Annotated in this window: 15 protein-coding genes; 10 read left to right on the top strand and 5 right to left on the bottom strand. The window is 60.5% G+C overall.

Translation table 11 applies throughout. The annotated features are described in order from the left end of the window. Positions 1–4 precede the first annotated feature (4 nt). Both PspCFBP13508_RS14105 and PspCFBP13508_RS14100 read right to left on the bottom strand, forming a co-directional pair. Positions 5–1495: an aldehyde dehydrogenase gene (locus tag PspCFBP13508_RS14105; protein ID WP_137214860.1), complete on the bottom strand. Its 1491-nt coding sequence runs from the start codon at positions 1493–1495 to the stop codon at positions 5–7. A gap of 254 nt (positions 1496–1749) precedes the next feature. Next, complete coding sequence (locus PspCFBP13508_RS14100) at positions 1750–3126, bottom strand: glutamine synthetase family protein (protein ID WP_007918694.1); 1377 nt, start codon at positions 3124–3126, stop codon at positions 1750–1752. A gap of 282 nt (positions 3127–3408) precedes the next feature. Between PspCFBP13508_RS14100 and PspCFBP13508_RS14095 the strand changes: the two genes are divergently transcribed. The 5 genes from PspCFBP13508_RS14095 (at position 3409) to PspCFBP13508_RS14075 (ending at position 8755) form a co-directional block, all read left to right on the top strand. After that, positions 3409–4170 (top strand): gamma-glutamyl-gamma-aminobutyrate hydrolase family protein, encoded by a 762-nt coding sequence (locus PspCFBP13508_RS14095; protein ID WP_137214859.1) that lies wholly within the window; start codon positions 3409–3411, stop codon positions 4168–4170. 369 nt (positions 4171–4539) lie between these two features. After that, positions 4540–5682, top strand: a complete 1143-nt coding sequence (gene potA, locus PspCFBP13508_RS14090) for a polyamine ABC transporter ATP-binding protein (protein WP_039763289.1) — start codon at positions 4540–4542, stop codon at positions 5680–5682. Then, on the top strand, positions 5679–6593 hold the full coding sequence (locus tag PspCFBP13508_RS14085) for an ABC transporter permease subunit (protein WP_137214858.1): 915 nt from the start codon (positions 5679–5681) through the stop codon (positions 6591–6593). Before potA ends, PspCFBP13508_RS14085 begins: the two co-directional genes overlap by 4 nt. After that, positions 6590–7462, top strand: coding sequence for an ABC transporter permease subunit (locus PspCFBP13508_RS14080; RefSeq protein WP_137214857.1), 873 nt, complete (start codon positions 6590–6592; stop codon positions 7460–7462). The genes PspCFBP13508_RS14085 and PspCFBP13508_RS14080 overlap by 4 nt, the downstream gene beginning before the upstream one ends. 195 nt (positions 7463–7657) lie before the next feature. Further along, a complete protein-coding gene (locus tag PspCFBP13508_RS14075) occupies positions 7658–8755 on the top strand; it encodes a polyamine ABC transporter substrate-binding protein (RefSeq protein WP_130911366.1) in 1098 nt (365 codons plus the stop codon). A 245-nt stretch (positions 8756–9000) separates the two neighbouring features. Here the strand turns inward: PspCFBP13508_RS14075 and thpR are convergent, their stop codons facing one another. Continuing rightward, entirely contained in the window at positions 9001–9540 is a 540-nt protein-coding gene (gene thpR / locus PspCFBP13508_RS14070) for an RNA 2',3'-cyclic phosphodiesterase (protein ID WP_137214856.1), read from the bottom strand. A 107-nt stretch (positions 9541–9647) separates the two neighbouring features. Between thpR and PspCFBP13508_RS14065 the strand changes: the two genes are divergently transcribed. Then, positions 9648–9842 carry a hypothetical protein gene (locus PspCFBP13508_RS14065; RefSeq protein ID WP_024013337.1) on the top strand — a complete coding sequence of 65 codons (195 nt, stop codon included), beginning with the start codon at positions 9648–9650 and terminating at the stop codon, positions 9840–9842. Between the two features lie 125 nt (positions 9843–9967). Here PspCFBP13508_RS14065 and PspCFBP13508_RS14060 read toward each other — a convergent pair whose 3' ends face one another. Together PspCFBP13508_RS14060 and PspCFBP13508_RS14055 are read right to left on the bottom strand one after the other, a co-directional pair. After that, entirely contained in the window at positions 9968–11110 is a 1143-nt protein-coding gene (locus PspCFBP13508_RS14060) for an HlyD family secretion protein (protein WP_137214855.1), read from the bottom strand. Then, complete coding sequence (locus PspCFBP13508_RS14055; protein WP_137214854.1) at positions 11107–12762, bottom strand: MFS transporter; 1656 nt, start codon at positions 12760–12762, stop codon at positions 11107–11109. Before PspCFBP13508_RS14055 ends, PspCFBP13508_RS14060 begins: the two co-directional genes overlap by 4 nt. A 415-nt stretch (positions 12763–13177) precedes the next feature. Between PspCFBP13508_RS14055 and PspCFBP13508_RS14050 the strand changes: the two genes are divergently transcribed. The 4 genes from PspCFBP13508_RS14050 (at position 13178) to PspCFBP13508_RS14035 (ending at position 17543) form a co-directional block, all read left to right on the top strand. Further along, positions 13178–14473 (top strand): OprD family porin, encoded by a 1296-nt coding sequence (locus PspCFBP13508_RS14050; protein ID WP_137214853.1) that lies wholly within the window; start codon positions 13178–13180, stop codon positions 14471–14473. A gap of 272 nt (positions 14474–14745) precedes the next feature. Further along, the gene (locus tag PspCFBP13508_RS14045) at positions 14746–15570 is read left to right on the top strand and encodes an NAD(P)-dependent oxidoreductase (RefSeq protein ID WP_122612194.1); all 825 of its coding nucleotides are present in this window, start codon (positions 14746–14748) and stop codon (positions 15568–15570) included. Positions 15571–15613: 43 nt separating this feature from the next. Next, positions 15614–16507 (top strand): SMP-30/gluconolactonase/LRE family protein, encoded by an 894-nt coding sequence (locus PspCFBP13508_RS14040; protein ID WP_137214852.1) that lies wholly within the window; start codon positions 15614–15616, stop codon positions 16505–16507. Between the two features lie 61 nt (positions 16508–16568). Next, complete coding sequence (locus PspCFBP13508_RS14035; RefSeq protein ID WP_137214851.1) at positions 16569–17543, top strand: TRAP transporter substrate-binding protein; 975 nt, start codon at positions 16569–16571, stop codon at positions 17541–17543. Positions 17544–17581 lie beyond the last annotated feature (38 nt).

The raw sequence follows: 17581 nt of genomic DNA, 5'->3' as shown, positions 1-17581 counted from the left end.
AGAATCAGAGCTTGATCCAGGTCGCTTTCAGTTCGGTGTACTTATCGAACGCATGCAGCGATTTGTCGCGACCGTTGCCCGATTGTTTGAAGCCACCGAATGGCGCAGTCATGTCGCCGCCGTCGTACTGGTTGACCCAGACACTGCCGGCGCGCAGGCCGCGGGCGAAGGTGTGCGCCTTGCTCAGGTTGCTGGTCCACACCCCGGCGGCGAGGCCGAAGATGCTGTCGTTGGCGATTTGCAGGGCTTCTTCGGCAGTGTCGAAGGTGATCAGCGAAAGCACCGGGCCGAAGATTTCTTCCCTAGCGATGGTCATCGCATTGGTCACGCCGTCGAAAATCGCTGGCTGCACGTAGAGGCCGCCGGTTTCTTCGAGGGTGCGCTGGCCGCCGGCGATCAGTTCGGCGCCCTGCTCGCGACCGATGCTGATGTAGCGCAGCACGTTATCGAGTTGACGCTGGTCGACCACGGCGCCGACGGTGGTCGCCGGATCCAGTGCATGCCCCGGTTTCCACGCTTGCAGCGCTTCCACCAGCAGCGGGATGAACTGCTCGCGGATCGAGCGCTCGACCAGCAGACGCGAGCCGGCCGTGCAGACTTCGCCCTGATTGAAGGCGATTGCACCGGCTGCTGCCTGGGCTGCCGCGCGCAGGTCCGGTGCGTCGGCAAATACCACGTTCGGGCTCTTGCCGCCGGCCTCGAGCCAGACGCGTTTCATGTTGCTTTGGCCGGCGTAAATCATTAGTTGCTTGGCGATCGCCGTGGAGCCGGTGAAGGCCAGCACGTCGACGTCCATGTGCAACGCCAGCGCCTTGCCGACGGTGTGACCGTAGCCCGGCAGCACGTTGAACACGCCCTTCGGAATACCCGCCTCCAGCGCCAGTTGCGCGATGCGGATGGCGGTCAGCGGGGATTTTTCCGAAGGCTTGAGGATGAACGAATTACCCGCCGCCAGCGCCGGAGCGAACTTCCAGCTGGCCATGATCAGCGGGAAATTCCAAGGCACGATCGCCGCAACCACACCGGAGGGCTCGCGGGTGACGAGGCCGAGCTGATCGTGCGGGGTGGCGGCGACTTCGTCGTAGATCTTGTCGATGGCCTCGGCGCTCCAGCGGATCGCGTTGGCGGTCGCCGGGATGTCGATGTTCATCGAATCGCTGATTGGTTTGCCCATATCAAGGGTTTCCAGCAGCGCCAGTTCTTCCTGGTGTTGCAGGATCAGATCGGCGAAGCGGATCAGCACGCGCTTGCGCTCGGCCGGGGCTTTTTTCGCCCAGATGCCAGAGTTGAAGGACTGGCGCGCGGCTTCGACGGCCAGGTTGGCGTCGGCTTCATCGGTGCTGGCGACGGCGGCAAGAAAGCGGCCATCGACCGGGCTCAGGCATTCGAAGGTGTCGCCGCTGATCGCCGGGCGGTATTCACCGTTGATGAAGGCGCGGGATTCGATGGACAGGGACTGGAAGCGTTGTTCCCAGTCGTTGCGGGTTGTGGTCATTGTTTTGAGCTCGACAAGGGGGAATTTGGGGGTTGGTCTGGTTGCTTTGTCTGGCCGGGAATCGCTGCCCTCACCCTAGCCCTCTCCCAGAGGGAGAGGGGACCGATCGGGGGATGCCTGGTAACTGCGCCGACCTGAAAAATCTTTGCCGAATCCATCATCGACTGGATCGTTCAGGTCGCCGGATATCTCCAGACGACGCGGTCAGTCCCCTCTCCCTCCGGGAGAGGGTTAGGGTGAGGGGCTTTTGATCTTCAGACCGTATGCAGATACCAGTTGTACTCAAGGTCAGAAATCGAGTTCTCGAACTCGGCCAGCTCGCTTTCCTTGCACGCGACGAACACGTCGATGTACATCGGGTCGATGTAGCGCGCCATGACTTCGCTGTCGTCGAGCTCGCGCAGGGCGTCGCGCAGGTTGTTCGGCAGGCTCTGCTCGTTCTGCTCGTAGCTGTTGCCTTCGACCGGCGCGCCGGGCTCGATCTGGTTGGTCAGGCCGTGGTGAATGCCGGCCAGCACCGAAGCCATCAGCAGGTACGGGTTGGCATCGGCACCGGCGACACGGTGTTCGATGCGCACGGCATCCGCTGAACCGGTCGGTACACGTACGGCCACAGTGCGGTTGTCGATGCCCCAGCTCGGCGAGTTCGGTACGTAGAACTGCGCGCCGAAACGGCGATACGAGTTGACGTTCGGGCAGAGGAACGCCATTTGCGCCGGCAGGGTCTCGAGCACACCGCCGATCGCGTGACGCAGTGCGGCGTTCTGCTCGGGATCCTCGCTGGCGAAGATGTTGTTGCCTTCTTTGTCCAGAATCGAAATGTGCACGTGCAGACCGTTGCCGGCCTGGCCCGGATACGGCTTGGCCATGAAAGTCGTGTCCATCTCGTGGTCGTAGGCGATGTTTTTCACCAGACGCTTGAGCAGCACCGCGTAATCACAGGCCTTGATCGGGTCGGAAACGTGATGCAGGTTGACTTCGAACTGCGCCGGGGCGCTTTCCTTGACGATGGCGTCAGCCGGGATGCCCTGCTCTTTCGCGCCTTCGAGGATGTCTTGCAGGCAATCGACGTATTCATCGAGGTCGTCGATCAGGTACACCTGAGTCGACACCGGACGCTTGCCGGACACCGGCGAGCGAGGCGACTGCGGACGGCCATTCACGTTGTCCTGGTCGATCAGGTAGAACTCGAGTTCGAACGCCGCGCAGATGGTCAGACCGAGGTCGTCGAATTTGCGCACCACGTTAGCCAGTACTTCACGCGGATCAGCGAAGAACGGCTGGCCTTCGATCTCGTGCATGGTCATCAGCAGTTGAGCGGTCGGGCGTTTTTGCCACGGCTCGATGCTCAGGGTGCCGGGGATCGGGTAGCAGATGCGATCGGCATCGCCAATATCCAGGCCCAGGCCGGTGCTTTCCACCGTTGAGCCGTTGATGTCCAGCGCGAACAGCGACGCCGGCAGGTTGATGCCTTTTTCGTACACCTTATGAAGACTGGTGCGTTCGATGCGCTTGCCGCGCACCACACCGTTCATATCCGCAATCAGAAGGTCGACGTACAAAACCTCAGGATATTTCTTAAGGAATGCGTTGGCTTCGTTGAGTTGAACGGTACGCAGAGGGACCGACATGATGCACCTATTTAGCTGTTAATTATTATGTTCACTGCTGTTTCGCCGAGCCAGTCAACCCGAACGGCAAAGTGAAGTCAATAGCGAACAGCTAGCCCTTCAGCCTTTATTTTTCGGGCTTTTATTAACACTCTCGCGCCGTATCTGCTGCCGAGCCCCTATAAACGTGAGCAATTTGATGAACGGCGTTGAGAATTTTTTACATGACAGTTGTTAATTAAAATCAACGAAGCTAAGCTCCGGAAAAGCTCGTTCAAGTGACAGACTTCGAGGTGAATAAAAATGGCATTCAAGCCATTGATCGGCGTTACTGCGTGCGTCAAACAGATTGGCCTGCACCCCTATCACATCAGCGGCGACAAGTACGTACGTGCTGTCAGCGTTGGCGCCCAAGGGTTGCCAGTGGTCATTCCTTCCCTCGGCAACCTGACTGAAATCGATGACCTGCTCGGTCAGCTCGACGGTCTGTTGCTCACCGGCTCACCTTCGAACGTGGAGCCCTTCCACTATCAAGGCCCGGCCAGCGCCCCCGGCACGGATCACGATCCGGCCCGTGACGCCACCACCCTTCCTTTATTGCGTGCAGCCATCGCGGCGGGCGTTCCGGTGCTCGGCATCTGCCGTGGTTTCCAGGAAATGAACGTGGCGTTCGGCGGCAGCCTGCATCAGAAGGTGCACGAGCTGCCCGGCATGCTCGATCACCGTGAAGCCGACAGCCCGGACGTGGCGGTGCAATACGCCCCGGCCCATGCGGTCAGCGTGCTCGCTGGCGGTGTGTTCGAAGCGCTGGAGCTGCCCGACGAATTCCAGGTCAATTCGATTCACAGTCAGGGCATCGACCGCCTCGCTCCCGGCCTGCGCGCCGAAGCTGTGGCACCGGACGGTTTGATCGAGGCGATCTCGGTCGAACACAGCCCGACCTTCGCCCTCGGCGTGCAATGGCACCCGGAATGGCAAGTGCTGGACAACCCGAACTACCTGAGGATTTTCCAGGCGTTCGGCGCGGCATGCAGGCAACGGGCGGCGAAGCGCAGTCAGCGCTGACGTAACCAAAGATTCGATAGCGATTTACTGCCCCCACGGCTGGCGGGTGTGCGTTTGCACATCCGCCCGTCGTGAACTGCAACACCCGTGATAACAACAAGTACGACCCAGGCAGCCAGGACGGCGGCGCCGAACAAGCCGGATCGGTACGGACAAAGGCCACTCAGGTCAACGCATATCCCCTGTGGGAGCGAGCCTGCTCGCGAAAGCGGTGTATCAGCAAACGATGATGTCGACTGACACTCCGTATTCGCGAGCAGGCTCGCTCCCACAGGTTCTGCGCCAGCTGACAGGCATTCCGGACCGCTCCGCAATCCACTTAAGCCCGGCCACATTGGCCAGGCACACGACACCTGTTGGGAGTTTCACATGGCAAACGCCTCCAGCACTTACCGCAAGGCACTCGAGGGTCATCAGCAACCGAAAAAGGTGCTGGTGAAAGTCGATCGTGTCACCAAGAAGTTCGACGAAACCGTGGCCGTGGACGATGTGTCCCTGGAGATCCATCAGGGCGAAATCTTCGCGCTGCTGGGCGGTTCCGGTTCGGGCAAATCGACTCTGCTGCGCATGCTCGCCGGTTTCGAGCGGCCGACCGAGGGGCGGATTCTGCTCGATGGCGTGGACATCACCGACATGCCGCCGTACGAGCGGCCGATCAACATGATGTTCCAGTCCTACGCGCTGTTCCCGCACATGACCGTGGCACAGAACATCGCCTTCGGCCTCAAACAGGACCGTTTGCCGGCCAGCGAAATCGATGCCCGCGTCGAAGAAATGCTGCGTCTGGTGCACATGACCCAATACGCCAAGCGCCGCCCGCACCAGCTGTCCGGCGGCCAGCGGCAGCGCGTCGCCCTCGCCCGCTCACTGGCCAAGCGGCCGAAACTGTTGCTGCTCGACGAGCCAATGGGTGCGCTGGATAAAAAGCTGCGTTCGCAGATGCAGCTTGAGCTGGTGGAAATCATCGAGCGCGTCGGCGTGACCTGCGTCATGGTCACCCACGACCAGGAAGAAGCCATGACCATGGCCCAGCGCATCGCGATCATGCACCTGGGCTGGATCGCGCAGATCGGCAGCCCGGTCGACATTTATGAAGCGCCGGTCAGCCGCATGGTCTGCGAATTCATCGGCAACGTGAACGCCTTCGACGGCACTGTGGTGGAAGATCTGGAAGGCCACGCGATCATTCACAGCCCGGACTTGCAGCAGAAGATCTATGTCGGTCACGGCGTCAGCACGTCGGTGCAGGACAAGTCGATCACCTACGCCATCCGCCCGGAAAAAATGCTCGTCAGCACCACCCAACCGGAGTTCCGCTACAACTGGTCAGAAGGCAAGGTCCACGACATTGCCTACCTTGGCGGCCACTCGGTGTTCTACGTCGAGCTGCCCGGCGGCAAGATCGTCCAGTCGTTCATGGCCAACGCCGAACGCCGTGGCGCGCGGCCGACCTGGGACGACAAGGTCTACGTCTGGTGGGAAGACGACAGCGGCGTGGTGCTGCGCTCATGAGAACTTTCAATCAGCAATTCTTGCGCCTGGTGCCCAGCGGACGAAAACTGGTGATCGGTATTCCGTTCATCTGGCTGTTCCTGTTCTTCATGCTGCCGTTCTTTCTGGTGATGAAGATCAGCTTCTCGGAAGCCGCGCTGTCGATCCCGCCGTACTCGGAGATCTACACCTTCGCCGAACAGAAATTCCAGCTGCTGCTGAACATCGGCAACTACTCCCTGCTCGGCGAAGACGAGCTGTACCTGTCGGCGTATCTCGGCTCGCTGAAGGTCGCGGCACTGAGCACGCTGATGTGCCTGGTGATCGGTTTCCCGATGGCCTACGCGATCACCAAAACCGGCAAGGAAACGCAAAATGTGCTGCTGCTGTTGATCATGATGCCGACCTGGACGGCGATCCTGATCCGCGTGTATGCGTGGATGGGCATCCTCAGCAACAACGGTCTGCTCAACGGGTTCCTGATGTGGACCGGGCTCACCGATCACCCGATCGAGATCCTCAACACCAACACTGCGGTGTACATCGGCGTGGTTTACGCGTATCTGCCGTTCATGGTGCTGCCGCTCTACGCCAACCTGGTCAAGCACGACAACAGTCTGCTGGAAGCCGCGCAGGATCTGGGTTCGAGCAACTTCAACAACTTCTGGAAGATCACCGTGCCGCTGGCCAAGAACGGCATCGTTGCCGGTTGCATGCTGGTGTTCATTCCGGTGGTCGGCGAGTTCGTGATCCCGGAACTGCTGGGTGGCCCGGAGACGCTGATGATCGGTCGCGTGCTGTGGCAGGAGTTCTTCAATAACCGCGACTGGCCGGTGGCTTCTGCGCTGGCGGTGGTAATGCTGTTGATCCTGATTGTGCCGATTCTGCTGTTCAACCGCAGCCAGGCCAAAGAGATGGAGGCACGGGGATGAAACGCTTCAACTTTTCCAAATTCATGCTGATCTTCGGCTTGATGTTCATTTATCTGCCGATGCTGATCCTGGTGATCTACTCGTTCAACGCCTCGAAACTGGTGACGGTGTGGGGCGGCTGGTCGATCAAGTGGTACGTCGGCCTGCTCGACAACTCGCAACTGATGGGCTCGGTGCTGCGCTCGCTGGAGATCGCCTGCTACACCGCGATCGCTGCGGTGGCGCTGGGCACCCTCGCCGCTTTCGTGCTGACGCGGGTGACGCGCTTCAAGGGCCGCACGCTGTTCGGGGGTCTGGTGACCGCGCCGTTGGTGATGCCGGAAGTGATCACCGGTCTGTCGCTGTTGCTGCTGTTCGTGGCGATGGCGCAACTGATCGGCTGGCCGCAGGAGCGCGGCATCGTCACCATCTGGATCGCCCACACCACCTTTTGTGCCGCTTATGTGGCGGTGGTAGTCTCCGCGCGCCTGCGGGAACTGGATCTGTCGATCGAAGAAGCGGCGATGGACCTCGGCGCCAAACCATTCAAAGTGTTTTTCCTCATCACCATTCCCATGATCGCGCCGTCGCTGGCCGCCGGCGGGATGATGTCGTTCGCCTTGTCGCTGGACGATCTGGTGCTGGCTAGTTTCGTCTCCGGGCCGGGCTCGACGACGCTGCCGATGGAAGTGTTCTCGGCGGTGCGTCTGGGCGTGAAACCTGAGATCAACGCCGTGGCCAGCCTGATTCTGCTGGCGGTGTCGCTGGTGACTTTCCTGGTCTGGTACTTCGGCCGCAAGGCAGAGGCCAACCGCAAAAAAGCGATCCAGGAAGCGATGGATCAGACCGCGAATGAGTCGTGGCAACAGCCGGCAGCGGCGACTGCCTGAGCAACACCGATGAACAACTGTGGCGAGGGGATTTATCCCCGTTGGGCTGCGAAGCGGCCCCTGCAGTTCTACCTGAAGACTCCGTATTCAGGTTTTGCGACTGCTTCGCAGCCGAGCGGGGATAAATCCCCTCGCCACAAGGTTCAAGTGCACCGAGCTTTTGTTTTGTTGAATAAGAAGAAGGGAGTTGTACCGATGAAAATGTTTGGCAGGACTCTGCTGACACTGTCCTTAATGGGCGCAATGGTCATGGGCGCCCAGGCCAACGACAAGGTGCTGCGTGTTTACAACTGGTCCGATTACATCGCGCCGGACACCGTGAAAAAGTTCGAAGACGAGACCGGCATTCGCGTGACCTACGACGTCTTCGACAGCAACGAAACCCTGGAAGCGCGCCTGCTCGCGGGCAAATCCGGCTACGACATCGTGGTGCCGTCGAACAGTTTTCTGGCCAAGCAGATCAAGGCCGGCGTCTACCAGCCGCTGGACAAATCGAAGCTGCCGAACTGGAAGAATCTCAACCCGGTGCTGCTGAAAAACGCCGCCGCCAGTGATCCGGACAACGCGCACGCGTTCCCGTACATGTGGGGCTCGATCGGCATCGGTTTCAATCCGGCGAAGGTCAAGGAAGTACTCGGCGCCAACGCTCCGACCAACTCCTGGGACTTGCTGTTCAAACCGGAGAACGCGGAAAAACTCAAAGCCTGCGGCATCAGTTTCCTCGATTCGCCGACCGAAATGCTCCCGGCCGCCCTGCACTATCTGGGCTATGCGGTGAACGACAAGGACAAGGCGCACATCGCCGAAGCCGAAGCGCTGTTCATGAAAATCCGCCCGTACGTGGCGTATTTCCATTCCTCGAAATACATCTCCGATCTGGCCAACGGCAACATCTGCGTGGCGGTCGGTTACTCCGGCGATGTCCTGCAGGCCAAGGCCCGCGCAGTGGAGTCGGGCAACAACGTGGTGATCGACTACAGCATTCCCAAGGAAGGCGCCGGCAGTTTCTACGACATGGTCGCCATTCCCCGTGATGCGGCGAACGTCGACAACGCCTACCTGTTCATGGACTTCCTGATGCGCCCGGACATCATCGCCGAAGTCACCAACAGCATCGGCTACAGCAACGCCAACGCAGCGGCCACGCCACTGGTGGACGAAGCGATCCGCAACGAACCGGGCTCGTATCCGTCGCAAGCTGTGATGGCGACCTTGTATGCAGTGCCGGATCAGCCGATTGCCACACAGCGGATCATGACGCGCGGCTGGACGCGGGTGAAGCTCGGGAAATAAAAACAGCGATGATCAAAAGTGTGGGAGCGAGCCTGCTCGCGAAAGCGGTAGGACAGGCGACGAAAATGTTGGATGTGCCGACGCCTTCGCGAGCAGGCTCGCTCCCACAATGAAGCAATGCAGTGCTGAAAATTTTCCGTTCACGCAGCGCCTTACCACCGCTGCACCCTGCTCTGAACGGCCTCACCCGGCTCCCTCGGCTCGGGTGAATTTGCAGGCGCCTTCGGGCGCCTTTTTTTGTCCGTTCAGATCAGCGGCCAGTCCTGCACAACTCGATACCGACCCTTGTGCGATTCGAACAAAGCGAAGCGTTCTGCACGCAGAAAGAACTCCGGCGGCGTGCGCGCTTCCGGCTCCGGCGCGCGGTACTCCCGCGCCAGTGTCAGGTGCGGGCGGAACTCGTGGGTGGGCTCGTCAAAACCGAACGGCAGCATCGCCTGCTCCAGCGCGTAGACCAGGCGCAGCAACGCCGGCGGCGCCTGCTCGGGTGCAAGGGACAACACACCGGCGCGATGCCAGACCTGCAAGCGATCCAGCGCAATGCGTAACGTTTCGCCGGGAATACGCACACTGCTCGCTGCTTCGCAGACGCCGTGAATCTGCGCCAGCGGCACCGCACCGAGAAACAGCAGAGTCAGATGAAAGTTATCCGCCGACACCGGTTTGCCGCTGCGCAGGCCCAGCTCCGCGCGCCACTGGGCGATTGCCTTGCGCTGCGCCGGCGGGCAGTCCAAAGCGAAAAACAGCCGTTTCGACGGTTCATCCCTGCGCACTTCATCCATCATCGCCCTGCCCCCCATATCGTCATGAACGCGCCGATTCTACACAGCCTGTTCTGACGACTCGCGACAGGAAGCTATAGTTCAAGGATTGCCATCAACCGGAGGCTGCCATGCGCGAGATCCTCAGCAAAGAACCCTGGTGGGCCCGGCCACCGCATCCCGGACAGGACGAAAGCGAACTGGAATGGGGCTGGCTGGTGCATTACAGCGAAGGCGAACCGCGCTTCGAATTCGTCCGCGAGAGGCCCAGCGACGAGCAGATTCGCAACCGCAAAAGTTGCCGGGTCACCCCCTCGCCCGAATGAATAGAGCCCGTGAGCACTAATCCTGTGGGAGCGAGCCTGCTCGCGAAAGCGGTGTGCCAGATAAGGAAATGTTACTGATACGACGCTTTCGCGAGCAGGCTCGCTCCCACAGGGTTAGGCATTGATCAGTGGGGTTGGGTGTCGCCGGCGGCGGTGTCGATGCTGACAACCACTGACATCCCCGGCCGCAAGCGTTCTTCTTCCTGCTGATCGGGATCGATGGTGATGCGCACCGGCACCCGCTGGGCGATCTTGACGAAGTTGCCGGTGGCGTTGTCGGCCTGGAGCAAGGCAAATTCCGAACCGGTGCCCGGCGAAATATGCTGCACATGGCCGGTGAATCTGCGGTGGTTCAAGGCGTCGACGGTGAAGCGTACCGGTTGCCCGACCCGCACGTTGGCCATCTGGGTTTCCTTCATGTTGGCGATCACCCACTTCTGGTCCGGGACCAGCGCCATCAGCTGCGCGCCGGAGTTGACGTAGGCCCCCAAGCGCACGCCGATCTGCCCGAGCTGGCCTTCGCGCGGGGCGACGATTCGCGTGTTCGACAGATCGATCCGCGCCAGTTGCACCGCTGCTTCGGCACTGGCCACGGCGGCCTCCAGCGAGCCGCGATTGACGATCACCGTTTGCAGATCCTGCCGGGCGATTTCCAGATTGGCCTTGGCCTGCGCCACAGAAGCCGTGCTTTGCGCGTTGGCAGCGAGGGTCACGTCGAATTCGCGCTTGGACACCGAGCCGTCGCGCACCAGTTCCTGGTTTCGGCGCAAATCGGCCTCGCTCTTGCGCAACTGCGCCTGGCTGTCGGCCAACACCGCCTGACGCAATTTGATCGTCGCTTCGGCGCTGTTGCGCTGCTGCACGACGTTGGCCAGTCCGGCCTTCTGCACCGCCAGTTGCGCCAGTGCCTGATCGAGACGTTGCTGATAGATGCGGTCGTCCAGACGCACCAGCAGGTCCCCGGCCTTGACGTACTGGAAGTCCTGCACCGGCACCTCGAACACATAGCCGCTGAGCTGCGGGCCGATGATCGTCACCTGCCCGCGAATCAGGGCGTTTTCGGTAGTTTCGACGGCGCTGCTGAACGGTGGCAGTTGCCAGGCATACAACACGATCAGTACGCCGACGATGGCGATCCCGGCAAAGCCCAGCGAAGAAATGATCCGCACCCGCAGCGAACGCGGCGCAGTGTTCGGCGACGATGGCGGCGCTTCCCCTTCAGGCGTGGCGGCGATGGCATTGGTGGTTGTGGTGGTCGGTTCGGTCATGAAGAAGTGGCACCGCTGGGTGATACGGAAGGTGTCGGCTCAATGGCTTTGGTGGTGCTCATCAGCCACAACGCGCGAATCGAAAGCCAGATCATGGTCAGGACGGCAATGACCGCGATCAGCATGAAGACATCGTTATAGGCCAGCACGTTCGCTTCGCGTGTCGCCGCATTGGCGAGGCTGCGCATGCCGGCCAGATTGCGCAGGCTCGGGTCGGCGAGCAAACCGCCGTAGGCCGAACCGCCGCTCTGCACCCGCGCAGCCACCAACGGATCGGACATCACCAGATGATCGACGATGTGGCTGGAATGGTACTTCTCCCGCACGATCTGAAAAGTGCCGAGCAACGCCGCGCCGAGCAGCCCGCCGAGGTTGTTGCAGATCCCGAACAGCACGGAAAAGCTCACCAGGTTGCGCGGATTGGTCAGCACGTTGCGCGTGCCGAAGACCATGGTCGGGCCGAGAAAAAACGTACTGCCGAACGCCAGCAGAAACTGGCTGAAATACATGTTGGCGGGACGGGTCAGGTTGTTCGAGAAGCTGTCCATCACCGAACCGGTGGCCATCAGCGCCAAGGAAATGATCAACGGCATCAGCAAGTGTTTGGGATCGATGGTCAACGCGCTGGTGGCAAGCCCGGCGACGCTGCCGATCAGCATCACCACGTACAGACTGTGCAACTGCTCATAGCCCATGTTGAGGTTCTGCATGAACCCCACCGCGCCGGTGGATTGCTCCGAGGTGACCATGCGAATCAGGGTCACCGCCAGCGCCAGGCGGATCATCGTTCCGCTGCCTAGCCAGCGGGTCATCAGCATCGGGTTGCTGCGGTTGTGCTCGATGGCCAGGCCCATGATGATCAGCGCGATCGAACAGGCCAGCGCCACGCCGATCCAGTCCGCCTCCAGCCACCAGTCGATCCGCCCGAGCGACAGCACCGCGCACAATAACGCCACACCGGTAGCGAGGATCGCGAAGGTGAGGAAATCGAGTTTTTCAAAGGTCTTGAAGCGGTCACCGGGCGGCAACTTCAGTAGCAACACGCAGCCGAGTGACAGCAGGGCCATGCCCAGTTCGAACAAGTACAAGCCGCGCCATTCGGCGATCTGCAGCAAGTCTTCGGAAAACAGCCGCGCCAGCGGTAACGCCAGTTGCGACGTGCCGAGGCCGAGTACCAACGCTTTGAGCCGCCATTTCGCCGGGAACGCCTGGACCATGTAATACAGGCCCAGCGAGCTCAGCGCCGCACCGACCATGCCGTGCGCCGCTCGCACCGCCACTGCCGAGTTGAGATCGTTGACGAACAAATGGCCGAAGGTCACCAGCGCGTACAACACAAGGAACACTTCGGTGAACGCGCGCAATCCGAACTGCTGGCGAAACTTCACCAACAGCAGGTTCATCGACACGTTGGTCATCACATAGGCCGCCGGCAGCCAGGCCATCTCCGCCGTGGTCGCGCCGAGCGAGCCTTGCAGGTAAGGCAGGTTGGCAACCACCAGCGAGTTGCCCAACCCACCAGTCACCGCCACCAGCACGCCAACCGCCGCATAAGCCAGGCGCTTGGGCGTGGAGTGCAGTGGTGTCGAAGGGGAACCGGGCAGGCTGGGCTTTTCGTGGGGTTGCCAGTTGCGCGGGGCGTATTTATCCATGGATCGGCCTGGTGCTGGGGGTGAAGGAAGTTTGCCGCAATTTGACGGGCAACACACACTCCATGGACAACACAAGTCCCTGTAGGAGCTGTCGAGTAAAACGAGGCTGCGATCTCTTGATTTCTCAAAAGCAAGATCAAAAGATCGCAGCGTGCCGCAGCTCCTACCCCATGGACAACAAAAACCCCTGTAGGAGCTGTCGAGTGAAACGAGGCTGCGATCTCTTGATTTTTCAAAAGCAAGATCAAAAGATCGCAGCGTGCCGCAGCTCCTACAAGGCGTGCGGCGTCGCATAGACAGTCATCGTATAACTTCCAGTTGACAATCCCCGTAAATCTGGGAAATATCCGCATCGATGTTGTACGACGACGTATGACAAATAATAAAAACAACAAACGATCCAGGGAGCGTCACAGTGAGCCCACTCGCCCGCAATTCCGTCCGCCCGTCACGTTTTGCCCATTTCAAACCGCGTTCGACCCTGAGCCTGATCGGTTGCAGCAGCCTCGCTCTGGCCCTGCCGATGAGCGCCGATGCCGAAGGCTTTCTTGACGACAGCAAAGCCACGCTGAACCTGCGCAACGCCTACTTCAACCGCAACTTCGTCAACCCGGCCTATCCGCAGGGCAAGGCTGAAGAGTGGACACAGAGCTTCATTCTCGACGCCAAATCCGGCTTCACCCAAGGCACCGTCGGCTTCGGCCTCGATGTGCTCGGGCTGTATTCGCAAAAGCTCGATGGCGGCAAAGGCACTGGCGGTACGCAGTTGTTGCCGATCCACGATGACGGGCGCCCCGCCGATAACTTCGGCCGTCTCGGCGTGGCGCTGAAAGCCAAAGTCTCGAAGACCGAATTGAAGGTTGGTGAATGGATGCCGGTGCTGCCGATCCTGCGCTCCGACGATGGCCGCTCCCTGCCGCAGACCTTTCGCGGTGGCCAGATTACGTCCACCGAAATCAACGGCCTGACCGTCTACGGCGGCCAGTTCCGTGGCAACAGCCCGCGCAACGACGCGAGCATGGAAGACATGTCGATGAACGGCCGCGGTGCATTCACCTCCGATCGCTTCAACTTCGGCGGCGGTGAATACAGCTTCAACGAAAAACGCACCATGGTCGGCGTGTGGTACGCCGAACTCACTGACATCTACCAGCAGCAGTATTTCAACCTCAGCCACAGCCAGCCGATGGGCGACTGGACGCTGGGCGCCAATCTCGGTTTCTTCACCGGCAAGGAAGACGGCAGCGCTCAGGCCGGCGACCTCGACAACAAGACCGCGTTCGCCCTGCTCTCGGCCAAGTACGGTGGCAACACCTTCTATGTCGGCCTGCAGAAACTCACCGGCGACGATGCCTGGATGCGCGTCAACGGCACCAGCGGCGGCACCCTGGCCAACGACAGTTACAACGCCAGTTATGACAACGCCAAAGAGCGCTCCTGGCAGGTGCGTCACGACTACAACTTCGTTGCCCTGGGCGTGCCTGGTCTGACCCTGATGAACCGCTACATCAGCGGCGATAACGTGCAAACCGCCACCACCAATGACGGCAAGGAGTGGGGCCGCGAATCGGAGCTGGCCTACACCGTGCAGAGCGGCCCGCTGAAGAACCTCAACGTGAAATGGCGCAACGCGACCATTCGCCGGGACTTCAGCACCAACGAATTTGACGAGAACCGGATCTTTATCAGCTATCCGATTTCGTTGTTGTAAGGGTTGGCGGTTTGCCCTGTGGGAGCGAGCCTGCTCGCGAAAGCGCCGGACCAGTCGACTTGTTCTGACTGGCACAACGCCTTCGCGAGCAGGCTCGCTCCCACAAGGGGATTGCATTGCCAGGCAGGTATCGGGTGTTGAGAAAATGAACCGCCCCTTCCGTCATCTACACCAAAAGTCGCGTTGACAAGATCCGGAAACCCTACCGATACTTCAGCGCAGTCATACGACAACCTACAACAAACCTAATAACAATGTGTTCAGGGATTGCCATGACGTCTACCTCTACCCCCCGCGCTCCTTTCAACCGCCTGCTGCTGACCGGTGCCGCCGGCGGCCTGGGCAAAGTGTTGCGCGAACGCCTGCGCCCTTACGCCAATGTGCTGCGCCTGTCCGACATCGCCGCCCTCGCCCCGGCCGTCGATGAACACGAAGAAGTCGTGCTCTGCGACCTCGCCGACAAGCAAGCCGTGCATCAACTGGTCGAAGGGGTCGATGCAATCCTGCATTTCGGTGGCGTCTCGGTCGAGCGCCCGTTCGAAGAAATCCTCGGTGCCAACATCTGCGGCGTGTTCCACATTTACGAAGCGGCGCGCAAGCACGGTGTGAAGCGGGTGATCTTCGCCAGCTCCAACCACGTCATCGGTTTCTACAAACAGGACCAACAGCTCGACGCCACTTCGGCGCGTCGTCCCGATGGTTACTACGGCTTGTCCAAGTCCTACGGCGAAGACATGGCCAGTTTCTACTTCGATCGCTACGGTATCGAAACCGTCAGCATCCGCATCGGCTCCTCGTTCCCCGAACCGCAGAACCGCCGGATGATGCACACCTGGCTGAGCTTCGACGATCTCACGCAACTGCTCGAACGCTCGCTGTACACACCGAACGTCGGCCACACCGTGGTCTACGGCATGTCCGCCAACAAAGACGTCTGGTGGGACAACCGCTACGCCAGCCACCTCGGTTTCGAAGCCAAGGACACCTCGGAAGTGTTCCGCGACAAGGTCGAAGCGCAACCGATGCCAGCCGACGATGACCCGGCGCGGATCTATCAGGGCGGCGCTTTCGTCGCAGCAGGCCCGTTCGGCGACTGACCGTTCGACTTGATCCCCTCCAATAAAAACCATGGGAATGAGTATGCAAGCCGAATTGATCGTCGACGCCCGCAACGCGGTCGGTGAAAGCCCGGTCTGGGTGCCGCAGGAAAACGCCCTGTACTGGGTCGACATCCCCAACGGCGGGCTGCAACGCTGGAGCGCTGACAGCGGGCATGTTGCCTCGTGGAAGGCCCCGGAAATGCTCGCCTGCATCACCCGCCACCGCAGTGGCGGCTGGGTCGCTGGCATGGAAAGCGGCTTCTTTCGCCTGCACCCGCACAGCGACGGCAGCCTCGACAGTGAGTTGCTCGCCACCGTAGAGCACAGCCGCGCCGACATGCGCCTCAACGACGGTCGCTGTGATCGCCAAGGGCGTTTCTGGGCGGGCAGCATGGTGCTCAACATGGGCCTGAACGCGCCCGAAGGCCGACTCTATCGCTACGGCGCCGGGCAGACGGGCGTGATCGAAGCGCAGCTGGATGGCTTCATCGTGCCCAACGGCCTCGCTTTCAGCCCTGACGGCAAGACCATGTACCTGTCGGATTCGCACCCCAATGTGCAACTGATCTGGGCCTTCGATTACGACACCGAGACCGGCACGCCATCGAATCGCCGAATCTTCGTCGACATGAATCATTTCCCCGGCCGCCCCGATGGCGCTGCCGTGGATGCCGAAGGCTGCTACTGGATCTGCGCCAACGACGCCGGCCTGATTCACCGCTTTGCCCCGGACGGCCGGCTGGATTTCTCGCTGGAAGTACCGGTGAAGAAACCGACCATGTGCGCCTTCGGCGGCAGCAACCTGGACACCTTGTTTGTCGCCTCGATTCGCCCCGGCGATGACCACGACCCGCAATCCCTGGCCGGCGGCGTGTTCGCCCTGAAGCCAGGCGTCAAAGGCCTCGCCGAACCGCAATTCAACGATTTGCTTTAGACCCTCTGCTGCACCGCTGCGCCTTGAACACAAAAATAACAAGACTGGAGACTCACCCCCCATGAACTTCAAACGCACCTTGCTCGCCGCTGCACTCCCGCTGATGTTCACCTTTGCCGGTGCCGCTCAGGCGGAAATGAAACTCAAATTTGCCGACATTCACCCCGCCGGTTATCCAACCGTGGTGGCTGAAAAATCCATGGGCGACACCCTGACCAAGGAAACCAACGGCGAACTGACCTTCCAATACTTCCCGGGCGGTGTGCTTGGCTCCGAGAAGGAAGTCATCGAGCAGATGCAGGTCGGCGCGGTGCAGTTGTCGCGCGTCAGCCTGGGTATCGTCGGCCCTGTGGTGCCGGATGTGAACGTGTTCAACATGCCGTTCATCTTCCGCGACCAGCAACACATGCGTAACGTCATCGATGGCCCGGTGGGCGATGAGATCCTCGACAAGATCACCAACTCCGAATTCGGCCTGGTGGCCCTGGCGTGGATGGACGGCGGCACGCGCAACATCTACACCAAGAAACCGGTGCGCAAGCTCGAAGACCTCAAGGGCATGAAGATCCGCGTACAAGGCAACCCGATGTTCATCGACATGATGAACGCCATGGGCGGTAACGGCATCGCCATGGACACCGGGGAAATCTTCAGCGCCCTGCAGACCGGCGTGATCGACGGCGCGGAAAACAACCCGCCGACCCTGCTCGAACACAACCACTTCCAGAACGCCAAGTTCTACAGCCTGACCGGTCACCTGATCCTGCCAGAGCCGATCGTGATGTCGAAAATCACCTGGGAAAAACTCACTCCGGATCAACAGAAGATGGTCAAAACCGCGGCCAAGGCTGCCCAGGCTGAAGAACGCGTGTTGTGGGACAAGAAGTCCGCTGCCAGCGAAGAAAAACTCAAGGCCGCCGGCGTCGAGTTCATCACCGTTGACAAGAAACCCTTCTACGACGCCACCGCACCGGTACGGGAAAAGTACGGCGCGAAGTACGCCGACCTGATCAAAAAGATCGAAGCCGTTCAGTAACGCCTCCCGCTCTGTACTCATGAAAAAGGCCCGGCGCG

The sequence above is a fragment of the Pseudomonas sp. CFBP13508 genome (assembly GCF_005233515.1).
Taxonomy (GTDB): Bacteria; Pseudomonadota; Gammaproteobacteria; order Pseudomonadales; family Pseudomonadaceae; genus Aquipseudomonas; species Aquipseudomonas mercuritolerans.
The sequence above is the reverse complement of the archived record's forward strand: the minus strand, read 5'-3'. Positions and strand labels throughout refer to the sequence as shown.